This is a genomic window from Asticcacaulis sp., from assembly GCA_024707255.1.
Lineage (GTDB): Bacteria > Pseudomonadota > Alphaproteobacteria > Caulobacterales > Caulobacteraceae > Asticcacaulis.
Genome location: JANQAC010000001.1, coordinates 1,386,364 through 1,408,335, shown reverse-complemented (window position 1 = coordinate 1,408,335; position 21,972 = coordinate 1,386,364). Strand labels below are relative to the sequence as shown.

The 21,972-nt window shown below is 58.0% G+C and carries 23 protein-coding genes; 12 read left to right on the top strand and 11 right to left on the bottom strand.

What is annotated here, in order from left to right; all coding sequences use genetic code 11:
- Positions 1-3: 3 nt before the first annotated feature.
- The 4 genes from coaE to NVV72_06770 all read right to left on the bottom strand — a co-directional run bounded on the left by coaE (position 4) and on the right by NVV72_06770 (position 3,063).
- Entirely contained in the window at positions 4-603 is a 600-nt protein-coding gene (coaE, locus tag NVV72_06785) for a dephospho-CoA kinase (protein ID MCR6659049.1), read from the bottom strand.
- Entirely contained in the window at positions 600-1,457 is an 858-nt protein-coding gene (locus NVV72_06780) for a shikimate dehydrogenase (GenBank protein ID MCR6659048.1), read from the bottom strand. The genes coaE and NVV72_06780 overlap by 4 nt, the downstream gene beginning before the upstream one ends.
- Complete coding sequence (locus NVV72_06775; protein MCR6659047.1) at positions 1,454-2,047, bottom strand: Maf family protein; 594 nt, start codon at positions 2,045-2,047, stop codon at positions 1,454-1,456. Before NVV72_06775 ends, NVV72_06780 begins: the two co-directional genes overlap by 4 nt.
- 164 nt (positions 2,048-2,211) lie before the next feature.
- Positions 2,212-3,063, bottom strand: a complete 852-nt coding sequence (locus NVV72_06770) for a kinase/pyrophosphorylase (protein MCR6659046.1) — start codon at positions 3,061-3,063, stop codon at positions 2,212-2,214.
- Positions 3,064-3,529: 466 nt separating this feature from the next.
- On the opposite strand from NVV72_06770, the gene hemE reads away from it, so the two are divergent.
- From hemE to NVV72_06720, 10 genes are all read left to right on the top strand, one after another.
- Positions 3,530-4,570 carry a uroporphyrinogen decarboxylase gene (gene hemE, locus NVV72_06765; GenBank protein MCR6659045.1) on the top strand — a complete coding sequence of 347 codons (1,041 nt, stop codon included), beginning with the start codon at positions 3,530-3,532 and terminating at the stop codon, positions 4,568-4,570.
- Positions 4,567-5,592: a ferrochelatase gene (gene hemH / locus NVV72_06760; GenBank protein ID MCR6659044.1), complete on the top strand. Its 1,026-nt coding sequence runs from the start codon at positions 4,567-4,569 to the stop codon at positions 5,590-5,592. Before hemE ends, hemH begins: the two co-directional genes overlap by 4 nt.
- Entirely contained in the window at positions 5,589-6,044 is a 456-nt protein-coding gene (locus NVV72_06755) for a CopD family protein (protein MCR6659043.1), read from the top strand. Before hemH ends, NVV72_06755 begins: the two co-directional genes overlap by 4 nt.
- A gap of 267 nt (positions 6,045-6,311) precedes the next feature.
- Positions 6,312-7,703: a transcription termination factor Rho gene (gene rho, locus NVV72_06750; GenBank protein MCR6659042.1), complete on the top strand. Its 1,392-nt coding sequence runs from the start codon at positions 6,312-6,314 to the stop codon at positions 7,701-7,703.
- Positions 7,704-7,878: 175 nt separating this feature from the next.
- Complete coding sequence (locus NVV72_06745) at positions 7,879-8,133, top strand: DUF6489 family protein (GenBank protein MCR6659041.1); 255 nt, start codon at positions 7,879-7,881, stop codon at positions 8,131-8,133.
- Positions 8,134-8,152: 19 nt separating this feature from the next.
- Positions 8,153-9,481: a tRNA uridine-5-carboxymethylaminomethyl(34) synthesis GTPase MnmE gene (gene mnmE / locus NVV72_06740; GenBank protein ID MCR6659040.1), complete on the top strand. Its 1,329-nt coding sequence runs from the start codon at positions 8,153-8,155 to the stop codon at positions 9,479-9,481.
- A 57-nt stretch (positions 9,482-9,538) separates the two neighbouring features.
- Complete coding sequence (gene mnmG, locus NVV72_06735; protein ID MCR6659039.1) at positions 9,539-11,410, top strand: tRNA uridine-5-carboxymethylaminomethyl(34) synthesis enzyme MnmG; 1,872 nt, start codon at positions 9,539-9,541, stop codon at positions 11,408-11,410.
- A gap of 20 nt (positions 11,411-11,430) precedes the next feature.
- A complete protein-coding gene (rsmG, locus tag NVV72_06730; GenBank protein ID MCR6659038.1) occupies positions 11,431-12,042 on the top strand; it encodes a 16S rRNA (guanine(527)-N(7))-methyltransferase RsmG in 612 nt (203 codons plus the stop codon).
- Complete coding sequence (locus tag NVV72_06725) at positions 12,032-12,868, top strand: AAA family ATPase (GenBank protein MCR6659037.1); 837 nt, start codon at positions 12,032-12,034, stop codon at positions 12,866-12,868. The genes rsmG and NVV72_06725 overlap by 11 nt, the downstream gene beginning before the upstream one ends.
- Before the next feature lie 27 nt (positions 12,869-12,895).
- Complete coding sequence (locus tag NVV72_06720) at positions 12,896-13,792, top strand: ParB/RepB/Spo0J family partition protein (GenBank protein ID MCR6659036.1); 897 nt, start codon at positions 12,896-12,898, stop codon at positions 13,790-13,792.
- 75 nt (positions 13,793-13,867) lie between these two features.
- Here NVV72_06720 and NVV72_06715 read toward each other — a convergent pair whose 3' ends face one another.
- The 6 genes from NVV72_06715 to NVV72_06690 form a co-directional block, all read right to left on the bottom strand.
- On the bottom strand, positions 13,868-14,218 hold the full coding sequence (locus NVV72_06715) for a DUF4031 domain-containing protein (protein MCR6659035.1): 351 nt from the start codon (positions 14,216-14,218) through the stop codon (positions 13,868-13,870).
- 2 nt (positions 14,219-14,220) lie between these two features.
- Positions 14,221-14,865: a hypothetical protein gene (locus NVV72_06710; GenBank protein MCR6659034.1), complete on the bottom strand. Its 645-nt coding sequence runs from the start codon at positions 14,863-14,865 to the stop codon at positions 14,221-14,223.
- Positions 14,865-15,917 carry a DNA polymerase III subunit delta gene (gene holA, locus NVV72_06705; GenBank protein MCR6659033.1) on the bottom strand — a complete coding sequence of 351 codons (1,053 nt, stop codon included), beginning with the start codon at positions 15,915-15,917 and terminating at the stop codon, positions 14,865-14,867. The genes NVV72_06710 and holA overlap by 1 nt, the downstream gene beginning before the upstream one ends.
- The gene (locus NVV72_06700) at positions 15,914-16,507 is read right to left on the bottom strand and encodes a hypothetical protein (GenBank protein ID MCR6659032.1); all 594 of its coding nucleotides are present in this window, start codon (positions 16,505-16,507) and stop codon (positions 15,914-15,916) included. Before NVV72_06700 ends, holA begins: the two co-directional genes overlap by 4 nt.
- A 4-nt stretch (positions 16,508-16,511) precedes the next feature.
- Positions 16,512-19,079, bottom strand: a complete 2,568-nt coding sequence (gene leuS / locus NVV72_06695; protein ID MCR6659031.1) for a leucine--tRNA ligase — start codon at positions 19,077-19,079, stop codon at positions 16,512-16,514.
- Positions 19,080-19,204: 125 nt separating this feature from the next.
- A complete protein-coding gene (locus NVV72_06690) occupies positions 19,205-19,738 on the bottom strand; it encodes a DUF3576 domain-containing protein (GenBank protein ID MCR6659030.1) in 534 nt (177 codons plus the stop codon).
- Positions 19,739-20,221: 483 nt separating this feature from the next.
- Between NVV72_06690 and NVV72_06685 the strand changes: the two genes are divergently transcribed.
- Complete coding sequence (locus NVV72_06685) at positions 20,222-20,671, top strand: hypothetical protein (GenBank protein ID MCR6659029.1); 450 nt, start codon at positions 20,222-20,224, stop codon at positions 20,669-20,671.
- Here NVV72_06685 and NVV72_06680 read toward each other — a convergent pair.
- Positions 20,668-21,303, bottom strand: coding sequence for a thiamine phosphate synthase (locus NVV72_06680; GenBank protein MCR6659028.1), 636 nt, complete (start codon positions 21,301-21,303; stop codon positions 20,668-20,670). The genes NVV72_06685 and NVV72_06680 overlap by 4 nt on opposite strands.
- 44 nt (positions 21,304-21,347) lie before the next feature.
- On the opposite strand from NVV72_06680, the gene NVV72_06675 reads away from it, so the two are divergent.
- The gene (locus NVV72_06675) at positions 21,348-21,965 is read left to right on the top strand and encodes a YggS family pyridoxal phosphate-dependent enzyme (protein MCR6659027.1); all 618 of its coding nucleotides are present in this window, start codon (positions 21,348-21,350) and stop codon (positions 21,963-21,965) included.
- Positions 21,966-21,972: the final 7 nt, after the last annotated feature.

Genomic DNA, 21,972 nt, shown 5'->3' with positions numbered 1-21,972 from the left:
GGCTTAAGCCGGGGTATCTTGTAAAGAGGTCAGTTTTTCAATCAACAACCGCACAGCATCGCGGCACTCATCGAGGCTTTTCGACGTATCGATGACGAAATCCGCCCGCGCACGCTTTTCCGCGTCCGGCATCTGGCGTGCCAGGATCGCCTCGAACTTGGTCTCGGTCATGCCGGCGCGCGCCAGCACCCGCGCCGCCTGCACATCGGCCGGGGCACTGACCACCAGAACCTTGTCGAGAGACGCCTCTGCGCCGGTTTCATAGAGCAGCGGAATATCAGCAACCACCAGGGGCGCGTCGGTGTGTTCGGCCAGATAACGGTTGCGGTCCGCCACAGTCGCCGGATGGACGATGGCGTCCAGTCTTTCGAAATTCGCCGCCTCGCCCTTCAGGGCCGCCGACAGTTTCACCCGATCGACCACGCCCTCCGTCAGCACATCACCGAAGGTTTCAACGAGCTTTGATTTCAGCGGTTCGGATTCCGCGTAAAGCCGGTGGACGGCCAGGTCGGCATCCCACACCGGCACGCCTTCGTCGGCAAACATGGCCGCGATGGTTGATTTGCCCATGCCGATGGAGCCTGTCAGGCCGAGCGTGATCATTCGGTTTCACCCAGGAAGTCCAGCGCCAACTTGCGGATATCGAAATCTGCGCGCGGCGCGACACCATAAAACGCCTGGAAGCTGGGCCGCGCTTGTTCGATCAGCATATTCAAACCATCGACCGTTTTGAGGCCATTGGCTTCCGCCGCCAGCAACCAGGCGGTTTTCAGCGGGCGGTAGGTCATATCCATGACGGCGGCGTTTTCGCTCAAACCTTCAAACAGCGGATGAGGGCCACCAGAAGCCGCATTGATTACAGCGATAGCGCCCTCAAAGGCGCGGGCCACCTGGGTCAGGTCGAAAGCCGTGACGCTCGTTTGGAAGGCAAAGACCAGTTCTTCGGCGCGGGCCAGGGTGCGGTTGATGATACGGACTTCCGGGCAGCCTTTATCAAGCAGAGCCGCGACAACCGCGCGCGAAGCCCCGCCGGCGCCCATGATCGCCACCGGCGCCGAGGTCAGATCGCAGTCCGGTGCCTGAAGTTCAAAAGCGCGGAGCAGGCCATGACCATCGGTGGAATCGGCATGGACATAGCCGTCGTCATCAAAGGTCAGCAGATTAGCCGATCCGGCCTTTCTGGCGGTATCGGAGACCGTATCGGCCAAGGCGAGGGCCTGTGCTTTAAAAGGGGCGGTGACGTTCAGACCCTTGATGCCGTTGGAGCGGCAGGAGAGGATCAGGCGATCGAAACCATGTTCATCCTTGGGCCCGAAAGGCGCATAGACGCCATTCAAACCCAGGTCGCGCAGCCAGGCGGTATGCAAAAAGGGGCTCAGAGAATGGTGGATCGGCTGGCCGACCACGCCGGCGACCATGGCCGCGCCTGTGGGGAGCCCAATGGGAAGATCACTCATGCCATCACCACTTTGAGGTTACGCAGTTGCGCCAGAAGCGGCAGGAGGGGGAGACCCAGCACGGTGAAGTAGTCGCCGCGAATGGCTTCGAACAGATGCACGCCTTCTCCTTCCAGTTGGTAGCAACCGACGCTGGAAAGGATCTTGTCGCCCGTCTGCGCCAGATAAGAGTCGATAAATTCATCGGACAGTGGACGCGCGGTCATTTCGGCGGTTTCGACATTTGACCAGACGATCTGGCCGCTTTCCGCCAGGGCCATGCCGGCATGAAGATAGTGGACCTTGCCGCTCATGCGCCTGAGCAGGGCGCGGGCTTCATCGAGATCGTGCGACTTGCTGATCAGGTCGTTTTCGAGTTGCAATACCTGATCGCCGCCCAGCACTAGGCCAGGATTACGGGTCGAGACATGCAGCGCCTTGGCCTCGGCCAGTTTCAGCGCCACGGATTTGGGGCTGTGACCGCGCGCCAGACATTCGTCCTTGATGGCGTCTTCGTCGAGATGGGCCGGGATTTTGGTGTGAGACAGACCGGCGCCGGTCAGGAGCGCGGAACGGGAGGCGGAAGCGGAAGCGAGAATGAGTTGGGTCATGAAGGTCTTTGAAGTTGCGGGGGCGGGGGCCCCTGCACCCCATAACTCGACAGTGTTATTTGCGCAAACATTCTAAAATGGGACTTCAAAGAGGTCCCATTTTAGAATGTTTATATAAGTATCACAGTCCGGTTTCGGGGTGTGGGGTCCGCGACCCCGCATCTTCAAATACCTCCAAGCCTCCCCGTCCGCTTCTCGTTCAGCAAACTGATAATCGTCGCCGAGGTTTCCTCGATCGAGCGCCGCGTCACATCGATTACCGGCCAGCCCTTGCGCTCGAACAGCCGGCGCGCAGCGATGATCTCCTGCCGCACCGCTTCAGTATCCGTATAGGAAGAGGGACGATCGTCATTCAGGGTCAGCAGGCGGTTCTTGCGGATTGAAATCAGCCGCTCCGGAGACGCAATCAGGCCCACCACCAGCGGGATGTTCATATCGTCCAGTTCCTCCGGCAGCCCCCGGCCGGGCACCAGCGGAATATTGGCCGCCTTGATGCCGCGGTGCGCCAGATAGATGCAGGTCGGGGTCTTCGAGGTGCGGCTGACCCCCACCAGAACGACATCGGCATTCTTCACCCGGTCGGCCGCCGCACCATCATCATGGGCGATGGCATAGTTCAGTGCCTCGATGCGCTCGAAATATTCATTGTCGAGATTATGCTGGGCGCCAACGCGCTTGGAAACCGCCGCGCCCAAATGACGGGAAAACGCCACGACCAGCGGATCCAGCACGCCGATCGCCGGCATATCCATTTCGCGGCACCGCGCTTCCAGGGCCGTCCGCAATTCCATATCGACCATGGTGTGCAGAACGATGCCCGGAAAACTCTCGATTTCCACAAGGGCACGTTCCAACTGCTTTTCCGAGCGGATCAGCACGTAGATATGTTCAATCGGCAGGATGCCTTCAAAGCGCGCGGCCGCCGCCTTGGCCAGGGCGTTCAGGGTTTCGCCTGTCGAATCCGATACCAGGTGGACGTGAAAATAGCTGCCGATCTTGGCTGAGGGGGAGGACATGCAAAGCCTGTAAAATTAAATCTGTGTGCCGAACTGGGGATAAGGCGGCTGTATAAGTCGGGGTCTGTCGTGGACAATCATCCGATAATTCGCAAATCACCGCAAGGGCAGGGGATAGCGGGCATAACCGGCGCATTTACCCGATGCTTATCGACTCTCACCCGTTCTGTATGAATTTCTTATGGCTCTCTGTGCGTAAGTTAATTCTTCATTAACCATTCACATTGACTCGCCAAAACGAATTAAGAATTTTTTAAGCAATACTAATATTTGGTTAATTATCCAAGTCATTCACAGGGCTGTTAATGAAGCATTAACCATTCCGGATGGCATGTGAAAAACCCGTGAATCCGGCGAAATCTGCGACACTTTTGCGCACTGTCCCCGGCCCTATAACCTTCTACAAACCCTTTTCTTTTTATTTAGATTAGGGCTAAGGGAAGGTCAGTTTCACACAGGTTGACTCATGACCCTCGCTCAGGCATCCGTAAATCCATCGATCCTGGCCGTCCTTCAAGGGCAGACACTTAGGGTGCCTCCGGTATGGTTCATGCGTCAGGCCGGACGGTATCTACCGGAATACCGGGAACTTCGGGCAACCACCAAGGGGTTCGTTGATTTCTGTCTCACTCCGGAGAAAGCGGCCGAAGCGACCTTGCAGCCGATCCGGCGCTATGGTTTTGACGCCGCCATTCTTTTTTCAGACATTCTGATGATCCCCCTGGCTTTGGGACAGGACCTGACCTTTGCGGCCGGTGAAGGGCCAGTTTTGGGTGAACTGCCGGCACTGGACGCTATGCGGGAGAAAGCCAGCCTGGCAGGTGAGGCTCTGAAAAATGTCGGTGAGACGGTTGCCCGCGTAAAAGCCGAACTTTCGCCAGAGACCACGCTGATCGGTTTCTGCGGCGGACCCTGGACCGTGATGACCTATATGCTGAACGGCAAGAAGGCCCACGATCGCAGTCTCATTAGGGCCTTCGTCTATGATGATTACCAGAAGGTGCTCGATCTGACGGATATCGTCATTGAAGCCTCGGCGCAGTATCTGAAGATGCAGGCCGATAATGGTGCGCAGGTTCTGAAGATCTTCGAAAGCTGGGCGGAAGGGTTCCCTGATCCTTATTTCGACAGCCTGATCATCCAGCCGCATATCCGGCTTATCCGGCGCGTTAGAGAACTGGGTGTAACCCTGCCGATCATCGGTTTTCCGCGCGGCGCCGAAGCGCGGTGCCATGATTATGCCAATCAGGTGCCGGTTCAGGGCATGGGGCTCGGTACGGCGACGCCGATGAAGCTAGGTATCGAATTGCAAAAGAAAATGCCGATCCAGGGCGCGCTCGACCCGGTGGTATTGCGGTCCGGCGGCCGGGCGCTGGATGAAGCCATCGACCTGATTTTGCAAAGCTGGGGGCAGGGGCCCTTGATCTTCAATCTGGGCCACGGCATCTTTCCGGATACGCCGATGGCTCATGTCGAGCAGGCGCTCAAGCGGATCAGAGGCGAATGAAGCGCATAGCGGTATTGTTGTTCAATCTGGGTGGACCGAAAAACCCCGAAGATGTGCAGGGGTTTCTCTATAATCTCTTTGCCGACAAGAACATCATTAACCTGCCGTTCGGTATCAGGCAGGGCGTCGCTTCGCTGATTTCCAGCCGGCGGGCGCCTTCAGCCAGAAAGAATTACGCCCATATGGGCGGTGGTTCGCCGATCCTGAAGGAAACGCAGGCGCAAAGTCAGGCGCTGGAAGCCTATATTACCGCCAATACCAAGGGCATCGAGGCGAAGGTCTTTATCGGGATGCGTTACTGGCATCCATTTGTTGAAGACACGGTACGGGAAATCGACGCGTGGGGACCGGATGAGATTGTGCTACTGCCGCTCTATCCGCAGTTTTCTTCGACCACAACCCTGTCATCCTTCCAGGCTTTTCAGAAAGCCTACTTCGGCAAGGCCAGGGTGACTTCGGTCTGCTGTTATTCGGACAATGCCCACTTCATCAAGGCGCATGTCGATGCCATCCGGGAAAAGATAGGGACATTGAAACAGCCGGGCCATTACCGTCTTTTGTTCTCCGCGCATGGTTTGCCGGAAAGCATTATTGCGCGGGGGGATCCCTATCAGGAGCAGGTCGAATCCTGCGTGGCGAAGATCATGGCGGGGCTCGGCAATCCGATCGAGCACAGCATCTGTTATCAAAGCCGGGTCGGGCCCATGAAATGGATCGGACCTTCGACCGATGCCAGCATCCAGAAGGCCGGTGCCGATGGCAAATCGATCATCCTGGTGCCGATCGCCTTTGTTTCAGAGCATATCGAGACCCTGGTGGAGCTGGATATCGAATATGCCCATCTGGCGGCAGCATCCGGCGTGAAAGACTATATCCGCCTGCCGGCCTTGGGCGTGAACGCCAGCTATATCAAGGCATTGAATGATGAGGTGCTGAAAGCCATCGGTTCCGGTGATCGCGTGGTGGGTGATCATAACTGTGGCAAGTGTCACAGCTTCTGTCCGAAAAGAGGTGCTGCGTGAATTGGTACGATTTGTTTCGCGGTTTGCATATCCTGGCGGTGATTGCCTGGATGGCCGGTCTTCTCTATCTGCCGCGGCTATTCATCTACCATATCAAGAACGCCGAAGTGACGGCGGTGACCGATGTCTTCAAGGTGATGGAGCGCAATCTGCTGCGCCTGATCATGAACCCTGCCATGATCGCGGTCTGGCTGTTCGGTACCTGCCTGATCGTCTATCACGTTCGTTTTATGGAAGGCTGGAAGTTCTTTTGGGAGCCGTGGTTCGTGGTCAAGGAACTGGGGATTGTGGGGATCACGGGTTACCACCATTTCCTGGCGGTGCGGTTCAAGAAGCTGCAACGCGGTGAGCCGATCGGGACCGAAAGTTTCTGGCGCAAGATGAATGAGGTGCCGTTTGTACTGGCCATCATCATGGTGCTGGCGGTGACCTTGCAGTTCTGGCAAATTTGATCATTTAAGACAGATGTGGGGTCACAGACCCACGTCCCATAAGGATTAACTTGACGATCGACCGCGTTGGTGTAGTTATCGCACCCGACCTAAGCTGTTTTGACAGCCGTCCTGATGGCGCCACGTTCTGTGGAACAGCCACTTCATTTGACATTTATAAGCCTTTTCAAGCGTTTAGCTAAAACGGGCTGGGGATACGATGATTTCACAGGCTGAAAAGCCTTGGCTTTACTTCGCGCGTATCCTGTTCCTGACAAAGAGAATACCATGACCGACGATACCGAAACCCCCGAAAACGGAATTCAGGCCGAAGACAACCTGACCGACGATACCCTGGACGCCGACCTCGAAACGGACGAGAGCGAAGAGGAAGAAGTCGAAGGCTCGATGGCCGGCCAGAAGATTTCACTTCAGACCCTGAAGGACAAATCATCGACCGACCTGCTGACTTTCGCCGAATCCCTGGGCGTCGAAAATGCTTCCAATATGCGCAAGCAGGATATGCTCTTCGCCGTGCTGAAGGCACTGGCCGAAGAGGGCGTCGAAATCACCGGCTCCGGCGTAATGGAAGTGCTCCAGGATGGCTTCGGCTTCCTGCGCTCACCCGAAGCCAACTACCTGCCAGGCCCGGATGATATCTATGTCTCGCCGCAGCAAATCCGTCGTCATGGTTTGCGCACAGGCGATACGGTCGAAGGGCCGATCCGTTCGCCGCGTGAAGGCGAGCGTTATTTTGCCCTGCTCAAGATCCAGACCATCAATTTCGAAGACCCGGAAAATATCCGCCACAAGGTCCATTTCGATAACCTGACGCCGCTCTATCCTGATCAGCGTCTGTGGATGGAGATCGAAGACCCTACCCTGAAAGATCGCTCCGGCCGCATCATCGATATCGTGGCGCCGCTCGGCAAGGGCCAGCGCTGCCTGATCGTTGCGCCGCCGCGCGTCGGTAAGACGGTCATGCTGCAAAATATTGCCAAGTCGGTCGCCGCCAATCACCCGGATTGCTACCTGATCGTTCTGCTGATCGACGAACGCCCGGAAGAAGTGACCGACATGCAGCGCACCGTCCGCGGTGAAGTCATTTCCTCGACTTTCGACGAACCGGCCACCCGCCACGTTCAGGTCGCTGAAATGGTCATCGAAAAGGCCAAGCGCCTGGTCGAACACAAGCGCGATGTCGTGATTCTGCTCGATTCAATCACGCGTCTCGGGCGTGCCTATAACACCGTCGTGCCGTCATCCGGCAAGGTGCTGACCGGCGGTGTCGACGCCAATGCTCTGCAACGCCCGAAGCGCTTCTTCGGCGCCGCGCGTAATATCGAAGAAGGCGGTTCGCTGACCATCATTGCCACGGCGCTGATCGATACGGGCTCGCGCATGGACGAAGTCATCTTTGAAGAATTCAAGGGCACGGGTAACTCGGAAATCGTGCTCGACCGCAAGGTGGCCGACAAGCGCGTCTTCCCGGCGATGGACATTCTCAAGTCCGGCACCCGCAAGGAAGAACTGCTGACCGACAAGGTCAACCTGCAAAAGACCTATGTGCTGCGCCGTATTCTCAATCCGATGGGCGCTCAGGACGCGATCGAGTTCCTCAGCGACAAACTGCGCCAGACGAAGAACAATGCCGAGTTCTTCCAGTCGATGAACACTTAGTAAGCGCTCAAGCGCCGGGCTAGGCGCCCCAAGTCTCCTCGCAAAGGCTCGGGCGAACAGTCGTGCTTACCAAAGGCTCTGCGTTTGGAATGTTAAAGCAATATAGCTCTTGTCAACCCGGTATGAGAGGATCATATCGGGTTGATTCGTTTTATATTCCGTTCTGGAGATCATCATGAAGGTCACGGTCAATGTCGAATGCACGCCGGAAGAGGCCCGCACCTTTCTCGGCTTGCCCGATGTCCAGCCGCTGAACGATTACATGATGAACGCCATGCAGGAACGCCTGGCGCAGAATATCCACTCTATGCAGCCGGAAGAGATGCTGAAAAACTGGTCGAGCTTGGGGGTCACGGCTCAGGATCAGTTCTTTAAACTGATGCAGTCGGCGGCTCAGGCCAGCCTCAAACCTTTCAGCACTGGCAAATAGTATTAAGGAAGTGTTTCACGTGAAACACACAATTTTCGCTCTGGCCTCAGCGCAGGGCCGGGCAGGGGTGTCGATCATCCGTCTCTCCGGTGACAGGGCGGTCTGGGCTGTTCAGCAACTCACAGCCAAGATGCTGACTCCGCGCATGGCGGTCTATACGCCGCTGACCTGGCGAGACGAACTGATCGATGAAGCGGTGGTCATCTGGTTTAAGGCGCCGCATAGCTTCACTGGCGAAGACTGTGTTGAGCTTCACGTCCATGGCTCGAAAGCCATTCTCGATCGCCTGTATCTCATCCTGACCGAACTGGGTTTGCAACTGGCGGCACCGGGCGAATTTTCCCGCCGCGCGCTGGCGCATGGCAAGCTGGACCTGACTCAAGCCGAGGCCATTGCCGATCTGGTCGATGCCGAATCCGAGGCGCAAAGGCGACAGGCTTTGACCCAATTGAGTGGGGGACTGAAACAGCAGTATGAAAACTGGCGCTCTGATCTGATCGATATTCTGGCGCGGCTGGAAGTCTATATCGATTTTCCGGATGAAGATCTGCCGCCAGAATTGATGGAGTCCATCCTTGGCCGTATCCGCGCTTTGGAAACCAAACTGACGATCGCTATTGCTGACTCTCATCGTGGCCGGCAAATCCGTGAAGGCTATCGCATTGTTATTCTGGGCGAACCGAATGCCGGTAAGTCCAGCCTGTTCAATGCTCTTCTCAAGGCCGAGGCCGCGATCGTCACGCCCATAGCCGGCACGACGCGAGACATCATCGAAGCCCAACTGCGTATCGGGCCCTATTCCGTCCTGCTTTATGATACGGCCGGTTTGCGTGACACCGATGAAGTGGTGGAAGCGGAGGGTATCCGTCGAGCGAGAGCCAAGGCTGATGAAGCCGATCTGCGCATCTGGGTAATCGACTCAACGGCACCCGCCTTGCCAGAAGATTTCCGTGAAGGCGATTTGATTGTCTTCAATAAGATTGACGAAGCGGAAGCACATGAACGTGAAGCTGTCGCCGCTTTGCGTGTTTCACGTGAAACATCGGTTTATGCTGTCAGTGTGGCGCTGGGTGAGGGCGTGACAGAGTTGGTCGCTGCTGTAGAACAGATTGTCGGAGCGCAGCTTTCTGCCCAGACCTTTCCGGCGGCGACGCGCCTGCGACATATCGAGCGGCTGACAGAGGCCCGCGATCAACTGGTCGTGGCGTCGCGGTCCAATCTGGCTATTCCCGAACTGGCGGCGGAAAATATCCGCTCAGCGATCAACAGTTTCGAGCAGCTATTCGGCCGCTATGATGTCGAGGGCGTGCTGGATGTCATCTTTTCCAGTTTCTGCATAGGCAAATAGAATCGACCGACCTGGCCTTATCTGCTATAGGCCGCGTCTCCTTTTGAAAGTTTGCGTATGTATGAACCCAAAACACTCTGGGATGTTATTGTCGTTGGCGGTGGTCATTCCGGTTGCGAGGCCGCGACCGCTTCCGCGCGCATGGGCGCCAAAACACTTCTGTTGACTCATCGCAAGGACACGCTCGGCGAGATGTCATGCAACCCGGCCATTGGTGGTCTGGGCAAGGGCCATTTGGTGCGTGAGATCGATGCGCTTGACGGCATTATGGGGCGCATGGCCGATATCGGCGGGATGCAGTTCAAAGTTCTGAACAAGTCCAAAGGCCCAGCCGTGCGCGGGCCGCGCGCCCAGATCGACCGCAAGCTTTATCGGGAAGCGGTGCAGGCCGAACTTTTCCAGACCCCGAACCTGACCATTATCGAAGCAGCGGTCGAAGACCTGATCCTGGAAAAGGATGTGGTGACCGGGGTGATTGATGCTGCCGGTCAGTCTTATCTGGCGAAGGCTGTTGTGCTAACGACGGGGACTTTTCTGCGTGGGGTCATCCATATTGGTGAAAAGCGCATGGCGGCCGGTCGCTGGGGCGATGCCCCGGCCAATGGCCTGGGCCAGCGTCTCTATGATTTGAAACTCGATATAGGCCGCCTGAAAACAGGCACGCCGGCGCGTCTTGATGGCAAGACCATCCACTGGGATCGCCTGGAGCAACAGTTGGGTGACGATCCGATTCAGCCTTTCTCCATGCTGACGCCCGCGATAGAGCGCGGTCAGATCGCCTGCGGCATCACCTATACCAATGAGAAGACACACCAGATCATTGCCGACCGTCTGACGGAATCGGCGGTTTATGGTGGCCATCTATCCGGTAGCGGGCCGCGCTATTGCCCATCCATAGAGGACAAGGTGGTTAAGTTCGCTGACAAGACCTCGCACCAGATATTCCTGGAGCCAGAGGGTTATGACGATGATACGGTCTATCCAAACGGCATCTCGACCAGTGTCTCGGAAGAGACTCAAGAGGCCTTTATTCGCACCATTGTCGGCCTTGAAGATGTGGTGATCAAGCGCTACGCCTATGCCATCGAATACGACTTTGTCGATCCGCGCGAACTGCACCCGACACTCGAATTGAAGTCTCTGCCGGGTTTATTTCTGGCTGGTCAGATCAATGGCACGACGGGTTACGAAGAGGCTGGGGCTCAAGGCCTGATGGCCGGCATAAATGCGGCCGCACGGGCAGGGGACTATGCACCGACGGTCCTTGGCCGGGACCAAGCCTATATCGGCGTAATGATCGATGACCTGGTGACGCGCGGCGTAACCGAGCCCTATCGTATGTTCACCTCGCGGGCGGAGTTTCGCCTCAGCTTGCGCGCCGATAATGCCGATCAGCGCCTGACCGATCATGGTCTGGCCATCGGTGTCGTCGGTGAAGCGCGCAAAACGGCCTGGCTGGAAAAGAAGGCGGCTTTGGATGCTATTCGCGTGCGCGCCGCCGAACTGGTCGCCGCGCCAAAGGAAGCACTGGCGCAGGGCATTCAGGTCAATGGTGATGGCCAGCGGCGTAACGTCACACAATTGATGGCCTATGACTCCTGCAATCGTGAGCGCCTGGAAACCCTGTGGCCTGAAATCAAGTCTTGGCCGGATGCCCTCTATGAGCAGGTAGAAGTCGATGCCCTTTATGCCGGCTATATGCCGCGTCAAAAAGCGGAGATAGAGAGCTTCCGTAAAGATGAAAATCTCGCCCTGCCGGATGATATCGACTATATGTCGATCCTGGGCCTGTCGAATGAGGCACGGGAAAAGCTTAACCGCATCCGTCCGCAAACCCTGGGGCAGGCGGGACGTATCGAGGGTATGACGCAAGGCGCGCTGACAACGCTGCTGTTTTACGTTCGTAACCAGTCGAAGCTGACGGCATGACGCATATGACTCCGGACGAGATGTCCGCCAAACTGGTGTTTCACGTGAAACACGAGGCGGTCGCTGACCTGCAAAAATTTTATGATATTCTGGCCGCACAGAACGAAGTCATGAATCTTGTGGGGCCCGCCACCCTGCCGGACTATTGGTCGCGCCATGTGCTGGACAGCGCGCAATTGCTTGATCACCGCCCGGACGCCCGCACCTGGGCTGATCTTGGGGCCGGAGCGGGGTTTCCCGGTATCGTCATCAGTATTCTCCTGAAACATTCCGACGGTCCCGCTCCGCAGGTCTATCTGGTCGAATCCCTGACCAAGCGCTGCCGGTTTCTGCAAAGTGTAGTCGATGATCTCGAACTGCCGGCGACGGTGATCAATGACCGCGCCGAGAACGTGAAGCTGAAAGTGGATGTCGTCACAGCGCGGGCCGTCGCGCCCATGACCAAACTTCTCGGGTTTGCCGGAGGCTTTATCCACAAAGGCGCCGATGCGTGGTTTTTAAAGGGGGAAAACGTGGAAAGTGAACTGGCGGATGCTGGCAAAACGTGGACATTTGACGTAGAACAGATGGTGTCCGCCAGCGATCCCCGCGGACGCGTGATCCATATCCGGAGGCTGCGTCGTGCCCGTTAATGCCCAAGATTTCGATAAAAAAGTTCGCGTTCTGGCCATAGCCAACCAAAAGGGTGGCGTGGGCAAGACCACCACGGCGATCAATCTGGGTACGGCCCTGGCGGCTATCGGCCAGCGCGTTCTGCTGATCGATCTGGATCCTCAGGGCAATGCGTCCACGGGGCTTGGCGTGCCGAAAAAGCAGCGAGAAAACTCGCTTTATGACGTGATCGTCGATCGCCGGCCGATTGGTGATACGGCTGTTAGTACGGCGGTGCCGGGGCTTTGGTTATTGCCATCTGACCCGGATCTGTCGGGTGTGGAGATCGAACTGGGCCAGGCCGAGCGCCGATCCTATCGGTTGCGGGATGCCCTCGATGGCCTGGATCAGGAAAAGCCGCCCTATGACTATATCCTCATCGATTGCCCGCCATCGCTGAACCTGCTGACGGTCAATTCGATGAGCGCGGCCGATGCCGTGCTCGTGCCGCTGCAATGCGAGTTTTTTGCGCTTGAGGGTCTGAGCCAGTTGATGCGCACGATTGATCTGGTGCGCGGCAGTCTGAACCCCAGGCTGAGCCTGCAAGGTATCGTCCTGACCATGTTTGACAAGCGCAATGCCCTGTCCGGACATGTCGAACGCGACGTGCGGTCGCACTTTGGCGAACTGGTCTATGATACGGTGATACCGCGCAATGTACGGGTGTCCGAAGCGCCGTCCTTCGGCAAACCGGCCCTGATCTACGATATGAAATGCTCCGGCAGCCAGGCCTATATCAAGCTCGCCAAGGAACTGGTGGCCAGGGAACGCAAGCGCCGCAAGCAAGCGGAAAAGATTCCGGCTTAAGTATCCCACAACAAGAAGAATAGATAAATGTCTGAAAAGAATAGAGGTTTGGGCCGCGGTCTGTCGGCATTGCTCGGTGATCAGGATACCAGCAGCCCGAAGACGGGGGCGGAGGCGGCCGAAGCGCGTGGCACCGAGCCGGCGAGGGGTCTTGAACAGCCGATCGAACTCCTGGTCCGTAACCCGGATCAGCCGCGTCGCACTTTTGTTGAATCCGACATTGACGAACTGGCGGCGTCCGTCCGCGAAAAGGGCATTCTTCAGCCGATCCTGGTGCGTCCGGCGCCGGGTCAGGCCGGGCATTACCAGATTGTGGCCGGCGAACGCCGCTGGCGCGCGGCGCAAAAAGCCGGACTGCATACCGTGCCAGTGATCATTCGTGAACTGGATGACCTCGACGTTTTGGAAGTCGGCATTATTGAAAACGTCCAGCGCGCCGACCTGAACCCGATCGAAGAAGCGCGCGGCTATAAGGTCTTGCAGGATCGTTTCGGCCGTACCCAGGACGCTCTGGCGCAGGTAGTCGGCAAGTCCCGTCCGCATATCGCCAATACGCTGCGCCTGCTGGCGCTGCCCGAAGGTGTGCAGGATCATGTGCTGCACGGTCGCCTGTCGGCCGGTCATGCCCGTGCGCTGATCACAGCTGAAAATGCCGATGCCCTGGCGGACGAGGTTATCGCCAAGGGATTATCCGTGCGCCAGACCGAAGCCCTGGTGCGTGACGAACAGGCCGGACCCAAGGCTGCGCCATCGCCCCGTCCTAAGGCCCAGCCGAATGCTGATACCCTGTCGCTCGAACAGGATTTGCAGGAAGCTTTGGGCCTGACAGTGAAGCTTGATGACCGCGGCGGCAGAGGCGAACTGCGTTTGAGTTATGCCAGCCTTGAACAGCTCGATGAGCTATGTCGTAAGCTTATGAAATAATTGATTATTTTGTAAGAACGACGTCTCACGCGAATTTGGCGTCGAAAGTCGTACTCTGGGACGTCCTGGTGCGTCTCAGAGGCCCTGATTTCGGCCAGAATTTCGGCCCGAACTCCGGATAGCAAACCAGGCCCTCAGCCAGCCGACGGCCTCATCCGGAACGCCGCAGATTCCTTCCACGACGCGCCGGCGGCGCATGGCCGAAGCCTGGCGGTAGGTGATTTCGATCACGCCCAGGCTGATGGCCACGAAGCGCGCATCGAGTGGCACGTCGTAATGATCACCCTGATGCCAGGCGCGACGCAGGCCCAGGCGGACGGCCATGATATGGAGTTCTTCTTCTTCATCGGCGATCATGTGCGACATCTTCATGCCCCGGAACTGGCGGATGGTGTAGCGGTACATGTCGTCGATATAAACGGTCATGGTCAGGCCGAGGTTGAGTCGCCAGAAAGCCAGGCCTTTTCGCGTCGCAGATTTTCGCGCGCCTGCATCTCCAGAGGCTTGAACCGTTCGGTGATGAAGATGTCACGAAGGGCGAGGGTGGGGTCGATAAACAGGTTGATCCGTCCCTGCCGCCAGGCCGCATCTCCAATATGGGGCAGGTATTCCGCCATGACACCCTCGGCATAACTTAGATAAACCGGCCAGGGCTGGCCCAGTATGGCCATGTCGAGATCAAGCACCAGATCGGTATCATGATCACTGGTCGCCTTATGAGCGGCGGTGGCCGCGATGATACCGGCGGCCCGGTTGAGGCGGTCGGGCGCGACAAGGCCCGCCAGTCTTTCTTTCAGTAAAATGGCGCTGCGCTGTTCATTATCACTGCGTGTCGGGTCATAGATGACATCGTGAAAGACAATGGCCAGGCGCGCCATGTCCGGATCGTTTAAATCAAGACCGGCGGCGCCGTTCAGCATGGCGACGATATGTTTTTCTGTATGATAATGCCGGCCAGGATGGCCATATCCGGCCTGCAATTCGGCCAGAAGCCCCTCGGAGAACGCCGCCGGCAAGCTAAAAGCTAACGCCAGGTCGCGCCAAGCGACCGCGAAGGCGTCGGCGGCCGACATCAGACGCCCGCCCTGGCCGCCCGTCCGGCGATTTGCAGGTAGAGCCGTTCAGCGATCAAAAGATCAGGCATACCGGTTGATTTGCACTGCTTGTCGGCATCGATCAGGTCGCGCGCCAGGGCATCGAGCGCCGGAAAACTCCAGGTTCGCGCCTGACGGAGCATATCGTCCTCGTCCTTCCAGAAGACGCCGGCATTGCGCGTGGCCTCCTTGGTGCCAAGGCCCTTCTCCAGATAACTCTTGAGCAATTTCAACTTGTTATATTGCAGGCTCAAGGCGCGCATGGCATCGGCGCCGCCTTCACCTTCGGCAAAGGCGCGGCGCAGACCGGCCTGGGCCTGCTTCATGCGGCCGCCAAAGGCATCCGATGCCGCCTTGAAAAGCGAGGCTTCCGGCTCGACGCCGAGAAACTCCTGAAGCTCGACCTCATTCAGTGTTTTGTGCGAACCGGGGCCGATAAACAGGATCAGCCGTTCGATTTCCTGCCGGGCGATGCCGCGTTCCTTGGGCAGGCGTTGGGCGAAGATATCCATGGCGGCATTACTGAGGGAGACGCCATCGGCGGCCAGGGCTTCGCGGGCCATGCGGACCACATCGCCGGTCTCGTCTTCGTAGCAGGCAATGCTGACCAGGTTCTTGTCGGCATCGGCCAGGCGGCGCAGGGCGGAATCGGCACCCAACCCGCCGGCTTCGATGACGATAAAGGCGTCTTTGTTGAATTCGCCGGCAGCATGGGTTTTCAGGGTGGCCGCGACCGCCTTGTCCAGCGTGGCCTTTTCAGAAAAAAACTTAAGCCGTATCAGGCGTTTGCCGCCCATCAGCGACAGGGATTGAAGTTCGCCTTCCAGCAGGCCGCCGTCGCCCTCGATATCGGTATCCGTCAGCAGCGAGACATTGAACGGATCGGTGATATCCGGGACGATCTTTTTCGCCAGAACCGTGCAGCGTTCGATGACCTGGCTGCGATCCTTGCCATAGATCAGGGCGCCCACCACATGGGCTGGCGGCTTGCTGAAAAAGGCATCGATCTCAGCGCGCTTGCTTAATTTCATTGGCTGGCGGCGGAGGTTTCCGTGTCGGACGACATGGCCGAAACGGCGGCATCGGCCGCGGCGGCGTCAGCCGGTGCGATGGTCGGCAGCATATCGCCATGGAAATACAGGGCGAGATCATGCTGGACCTGCTGGGATATGGCCGTGGCAATGCGCTGCTGGGCGTTCTGCTGGGATATCACGCCGGTAAAGGGTGATCTCGATGTATCGTAGGTGACGGTTTCGCTGAACTGGTTCGTATACAACACCTTGCCGGTCGTCATATCCTTGAGCGTATAGGCAACGGCCGAGGTAATTTCGGACCGGGTCGAAGTGTCATCGACCTTGTAACCCACGCCATAATGCCTTTCCTTCATGCCGATGGTCAGCAGGAAGGACTTGGGCGCGGTCTCATCGCCGCCCAGGCCATTGCGCAGATCCTGTTCAAGGAAATAGCCGGTGCGGGTTTGCGGCACCTCTATCGCCACCTGGGAGAGGCTGGCTGTCAGGCCGGTCCTGGCGTAAAGCGGCGCGAATCCGCAACCCGCCAGGCTGACAGCGGAGGCGGTCAGCACGGTACATGCGGCAAATATTCCAAGAACTTTACGCATTTCGCTATCCCACCACGAAGTTGAGAATCCGGTTCGGCACGATGATGATCTTGCGGATGGTTACACCCTCAAGATGACGCTTAACCCCTTCATCCGCAAGCGCCATCTCGCGGATCTGTTCTTCCGAGGCACCGACCGGGATCGAAATCTCGCCGCGTTTCTTGCCATTGACCTGCACCGGCATGATGTAGGCGTCATCCTGGGCCAGGGCGGGATCGAATTTCGGCCAGGCGGCATTGGCAATCAGGCCGTCATGGCCCAGACGCGTCCAGCATTCTTCGGCCAGGTGCGGGGTCACCGGTGCGATCAACCCGGCCAGCAAGGTCAGGGCCTCGCGGCGGGCCTTTGAGCCGGTCTTTGCGATATCGGCATTACGGATGATGGTGACAAATTCGTACAATTTGGCGATGGCGGCGTTGAAACGGAAGCTTTCAAAGCCTTCGGTGACGAACTTGACGGCTTTGTGTGCGGCCTTCAACAGGTCAGCGGCGGCGGCTTCATCGGTGCAGGCAATCTCGCCTTCCGGCAGGGTGTCGAACTGATCCCAGACGCGGTGCGTAAAGCGCCACGAACCTTCTACCCCGGCGGTCGACCACTGGACATCGCGCTCGGGCGGCGAGTCAGACAGAACGAAAAGGCGTGCCGAATCAACGCCATAAGTGTCGAAAATATCTTCCGGCGCCACGGTGTTCTTCTTCGATTTCGACATCTTTTCGATATCGCCGATCGAGAGCGTTTCACCCGTGGAGACCTGCACGGCCTTGCGGACACCGCCTTCGCTCGTGACCTCGACATCGGCCGGTTCGACCCACTGGCCGGCGACATTTTTGTAGGTTTCGTGCGTCAGCATACCCTGGGTGAACAACCCGGCAAAGGGCTCCTTGACCTCCAAATAGCCGCAATGATTCAGGGCGCGGGTAATAAAGCGGGCATAGAGCAGGTGGAGCACGGCGTGTTCGATGCCGCCGATATACTGATCGACCGGCAGCCAGTAATCGGCCGCCTGCTTGTTGATCGGGGTTGGCGATTTAGGGTCGGTGAAGCGGGCGAAATACCATGAGGAATCGACGAAGGTATCGAGCGTATCGGTTTCGCGGGTCGCGTCCTTGCCGCAATGCGGACACTTCGTGTGTTTCCAGGTTGGGTGGCGTTCCAAGGGATTGCCGGGAATATCAAAGGTGACATCTTCCGGCAGAACCACCGGCAACTGATCGTCCGGCACGGGCACGACGCCGCAATCGTCGCAGTGGATAACCGGAATCGGGCAGCCCCAGTAGCGCTGGCGCGAAACGCCCCAGTCGCGGAGACGGAAGACGGTGGCGCCTTCGCCAAGACCCATGGCCTCGATCTTTTCGATGGCCGCGTCCTTAGCGGCTTCGATCTCCAGGCCATCCAGGAAGGCGGAGTTAAATATATGGCCTGGCCCGGTATAGGCGTCATTGCCGATCTTGAACTCTTCCGGATTGGCGCCCTGCGGCAGGACCACTTCGGTGACGGACAGGTCATATTTGCGGGCGAAATCGAGGTCGCGCTGGTCATGCGCCGGGCAGCCGAAAATGGCGCCGGTGCCGTAATCCATCAGCACGAAATTGGCCACCCAGACATCGAGCGTGTCGCCCGGTTTGAAGGGATGCTTGACCTTTATGCCGGTATTGAAGCCCAGCTTCTCGCCGGTGTCGATTTCGGCCTGGGTGGTGCCGCCCTTGGCGATGGACTTGATAAAGGCGGCCAGTTCCGGATTAGCGGCGGCGGCTTCCTGTGCCAGCGGATGGTCGGCAGCGATGGCAATAAACGAGGCGCCGAACAAGGTATCCGGGCGTGTTGTATAAACCTCTACGCCTCCATCGCGGTCTGCGAACGGGAAGGTCATTTTCAGGCCGCGTGACTTGCCGATCCAGTTGGACTGCATCAGCCGCACCTTTTCCGGCCAGCGCTCCAGCTCGGTCAGGCCCTCGATCAGGTCATCGGCGAAGCGGGTGATACGCATGAACCACTGGGTCAGCTTCTTCTTCTCGACCACGGCACCGGAGCGCCAGCCCTTGCCATCGATCACCTGCTCATTGGCCAGAACGGTCATGTCCACCGGATCCCAGTTGACTTGGCTTTCGCGGCGATAGACGAGATCGTTCTTCAGCAGGGTATTGAACCACTTCTGCTGCTGGCCGTAATAGGCCGGGTCGCAGGTGGCGAACTCACGCGTCCAGTCGATAGACAGGCCCAGGCGCTTCAGCTCGCCGCGCATATTGGAGATGTTGTCATAGGTCCAGCCGCGCGGATGGATCTTGCGTTCCATGGCGGCGTTTTCGGCCGGCATCCCGAAGGCGTCCCAGCCCATCGGGTGCAGCACATTGAAGCCACGCGCCCGCTTGAAGCGTGCCACCAGGTCGCCCATGGCATAGTTGCGCACATGGCCCATATGGATGCGGCCGGAGGGGTAGGGGAACATCTCCAGCACGTAGTATTTGGGCTTGCCAGAATCTAAAATCGAATCCTGACGGGTCAGGAACACATTGGCGTCGTCCCAGCGCTGCAACTGGCGGGGTTCGGTCTCTTTGGGATTATAACGGGCCATAAATCTTTGTGCGGAATGGGCGAAAACAGGGGATGGCTGCTTATACGGCGCGTTGCGGCGCAAAACCATTAAAAAAGCCGCTGCGGGATAACCGCAACGGCTTTTTTAAACGGGAAGGCTGCTCCCTAGTTCTTGACGTTCGACAGGCGCAGTTCACGGGCGCGGGTCAGGATGGCGTTTTCGATGTCGAGCTGGGTCTGCTGCGACACATCGGCCGGCACCCAGCGATCGCCGGCGCGGACTTCTTTCTGGATCGAGACATTCAGCGCATCGGCGCGCAGGCGCGAATCCAGGATGAAGATGGTGACCTTGAAGTGCTCATCCGGGGTTTGCGGACTGGCGTACCAGTCGGTGATAATCACGCCGCCCCACGGATCGGCTGAGGTCAGGGGCATGAAGGAAATGGTGTCGAGCGAGGCGCGCCACAGATAGGCATTGACGCCGATGCCGGCCTGTTCCGTATTCGCGGATTCCTTCTTGCCGCCGCCAAACAGGTGGCCGAGGTCGATCTTGCTTTCTTCCGTCGGCGCGGTGGTATTGGCGGAAGCCGTGCCGCCCTTGGTGCCCAGGCTGGCGCAGGCGCTGAAGGACAGGCACAGGCCCAAAGCAGCGAGAGCCAGACCGAAACGCTTCGGGGCCGATTTCCGCATAATCGTCATAGACTGATCACTCCGCATGATTTGAATTCGCGCGGCTAAGCAGCCGGAATTCCTGGATTTATTGGCCCCAATTGCCGGTATTTGCCCGGCGACCCGGCCCTCTATAGCATGGAGGCCCTGGGGTATGACAAGGGGTAGCATCACAAGTTTGTTAACTCTACAGCAAATAAGGGCGGATGTGGGGCAAAGCGAAAAAGCTTCCCGGCTCTTTTGCGTCAGGGCTGTAATGTTACCCTGTTGTTTATGCGGCGTTTACTATCCGTGGCGGATTCAACACAGCTGTCAGGTGAATCTCGGCGGGTGGCTCTTTTCGCGTGATATCAAATTGACCGGTCAGACAATTCGTCATATCTCAATCAGGTCACAGCTTTGTCAAAATAGCTGTGTAAAACAATAAACTGGTATCCGGTGGCTGTTCAGGTAGACAACCCTTTCAAGGGGCGCTCTCGAAATGATCCGGGTTTCGGGCTGTAGAAAAAGAAGATGAAATCTGTCGCATTCATGGCTGTATCTGTGATGGTTCTGGCGTTGGCCGGAAGCAGCACTTTTGCCATGGCGCAGACCAAGACCGTGCGTCCGCAGTCGACCGTCGAAAATATCGCCGGCCTGACGCCGCTGGTACAGCCGGTTGGCGAAAGCTTCATCAGCGACGACACGACTGGCTTTTCCAAGCCGCAGTCCAAGGTCTACCAGTTCAACCTCGATGGCAAATGGGGCGTCAAGTTTGACGTCAACCAGCCCGAATCCAGTGCCCCGCGCTCCAGTGATATCGATGCGGGCGCTTTTTATCGCCTGACGCCTTCCCTGCGCGTCGGCGGCACGCTCGGTTTCGGTGAAAAGTCCGATCCGATGAAGCCGGAACCGGCCCGCAGCGCCGCCCAAGGTGACAAGAAGCAGCCGCGTGTCCGCCTGGAAACGACGTTCAAGTTTTAATTCAGCCTGAAGGCGTCTACCGCGCCGATACCTGAAAGACCGGTATCTCTCAGCGACAGGATATTGTCGCAGCCAATCCCTCCCAGACCATAGACCGGAAGACTGGACAGTTCCGTCATATCGCGTGCCCCTTTTACGCCCAAAGGCGCTATGCCTTGCGCTGAGGGGCTTTGGCTGGCGAAGACCGGGGATATGAATACCGCCGTCAAGCCGTTCGCTGCGTCGAGATTGCGCAGGGTCTCAGCGTCATGGCAGGCGGCAGTCAGGATCAGGTCCGGATGCGCGGCGTGCAAGCCGATGGCGCGATTGATGCTCGCCTGACGCAGATGGATACCATCGGCCTCGATCTCCAGCGCCAGAGCGTCGTCCTCGCCAATCAGCAGGGTCAGACCATTGTCACGGGCAATTTTGCGCAGCAATTGTGCGCGCTGGCTGGCGTGATTTTCACCGAAATGGCGGTAGATGATCCCAGAGCCTGCCGGCATGTGGACGGCAATATCTTCCGGATGCGGCGTGCGCTTCGGATCGGTGAAGAAGAACAATGGCGGCAATTTGGGGTTTTGGGGCGACTGCGCTTGCGCTATATCCCGTGCCTTGTCGAGCAGATACTGAAAGCGGGTCTTGTATGTCATCACCGGATGTCCAATCTGGCACCTATTCTAGGCTCATGGCTCAGATGCACAAGGCTTTAAAGGTCGCCGCTCGGGCGCCGGACTCGGCCTATCTGACCGCGGTTTCCAAAAACCAGCCCTGGGAGGCGATTGAGCCCGTGCTTAAAGCTGGGCAGCGCCGTTTCGGTGAAAACCGGGTGCAGGAGGCCATGACGCGCTGGGACGGCAAACGCGCCGACTATCCGGGTCTTGAACTGCGCCTGATCGGTCCCCTGCAAAGCAACAAGGCGGCGGAAGCGGTGTCGTTTTTCGATGTGATCGAGAGCATCGACCGGGACAAGATCGCCCGCGCCATCGCCGACGAAATTCAAAAGCAGGGCAGGGCGCCGGTGCTGTATGTCCAGGTCAATATCGGCGAGGAAGACCAGAAGTCGGGCGTTCTGCCGGCGGAGGCCGATGCTTTTCTGGCCAACTGCAAGGGTTATGGCTTGAAAATCGAAGGACTGATGTGTATTCCGCCGCTCGAGGGGCCACGGGGGCCTTACTTCGCCCTGCTGAAAAAGATCGCCGACCGCAACGGCATCAATCATCTCAGCATGGGAATGAGCGACGACTTCGAGACGGCTATCGCTTTCGGTTCCTCGGAAATCCGTGTCGGCTCGGCCCTCTTCGGTGCGAGGTAATCACATC

Coding starts and splice junctions, on each gene's coding strand:
- holA (MCR6659033.1), bottom strand. CDS start 15,917: ATGAAATTAAGCAAGCGCGCTGAGATCGATGCCTTTTTCAGCAAGCCG.
- NVV72_06720 (MCR6659036.1), top strand. CDS start 12,896: ATGTCTGAAAAGAATAGAGGTTTGGGCCGCGGTCTGTCGGCATTGCTC.
- NVV72_06775 (MCR6659047.1), bottom strand. CDS start 2,047: ATGACCCAACTCATTCTCGCTTCCGCTTCCGCCTCCCGTTCCGCGCTC.
- NVV72_06675 (MCR6659027.1), top strand. CDS start 21,348: ATGCACAAGGCTTTAAAGGTCGCCGCTCGGGCGCCGGACTCGGCCTAT.
- NVV72_06680 (MCR6659028.1), bottom strand. CDS start 21,303: ATGACATACAAGACCCGCTTTCAGTATCTGCTCGACAAGGCACGGGAT.
- hemE (MCR6659045.1), top strand. CDS start 3,530: ATGACCCTCGCTCAGGCATCCGTAAATCCATCGATCCTGGCCGTCCTT.
- NVV72_06780 (MCR6659048.1), bottom strand. CDS start 1,457: ATGAGTGATCTTCCCATTGGGCTCCCCACAGGCGCGGCCATGGTCGCC.
- coaE (MCR6659049.1), bottom strand. CDS start 603: ATGATCACGCTCGGCCTGACAGGCTCCATCGGCATGGGCAAATCAACC.
- NVV72_06690 (MCR6659030.1), bottom strand. CDS start 19,738: ATGACGATTATGCGGAAATCGGCCCCGAAGCGTTTCGGTCTGGCTCTC.
- rsmG (MCR6659038.1), top strand. CDS start 11,431: ATGTCCGCCAAACTGGTGTTTCACGTGAAACACGAGGCGGTCGCTGAC.
- rho (MCR6659042.1), top strand. CDS start 6,312: ATGACCGACGATACCGAAACCCCCGAAAACGGAATTCAGGCCGAAGAC.
- NVV72_06770 (MCR6659046.1), bottom strand. CDS start 3,063: ATGTCCTCCCCCTCAGCCAAGATCGGCAGCTATTTTCACGTCCACCTG.
- NVV72_06685 (MCR6659029.1), top strand. CDS start 20,222: ATGAAATCTGTCGCATTCATGGCTGTATCTGTGATGGTTCTGGCGTTG.
- NVV72_06710 (MCR6659034.1), bottom strand. CDS start 14,865: ATGTCGGCCGCCGACGCCTTCGCGGTCGCTTGGCGCGACCTGGCGTTA.
- NVV72_06715 (MCR6659035.1), bottom strand. CDS start 14,218: ATGACCGTTTATATCGACGACATGTACCGCTACACCATCCGCCAGTTC.
- hemH (MCR6659044.1), top strand. CDS start 4,567: ATGAAGCGCATAGCGGTATTGTTGTTCAATCTGGGTGGACCGAAAAAC.
- NVV72_06745 (MCR6659041.1), top strand. CDS start 7,879: ATGAAGGTCACGGTCAATGTCGAATGCACGCCGGAAGAGGCCCGCACC.
- NVV72_06700 (MCR6659032.1), bottom strand. CDS start 16,507: ATGCGTAAAGTTCTTGGAATATTTGCCGCATGTACCGTGCTGACCGCC.
- mnmG (MCR6659039.1), top strand. CDS start 9,539: ATGTATGAACCCAAAACACTCTGGGATGTTATTGTCGTTGGCGGTGGT.
- leuS (MCR6659031.1), bottom strand. CDS start 19,079: ATGGCCCGTTATAATCCCAAAGAGACCGAACCCCGCCAGTTGCAGCGC.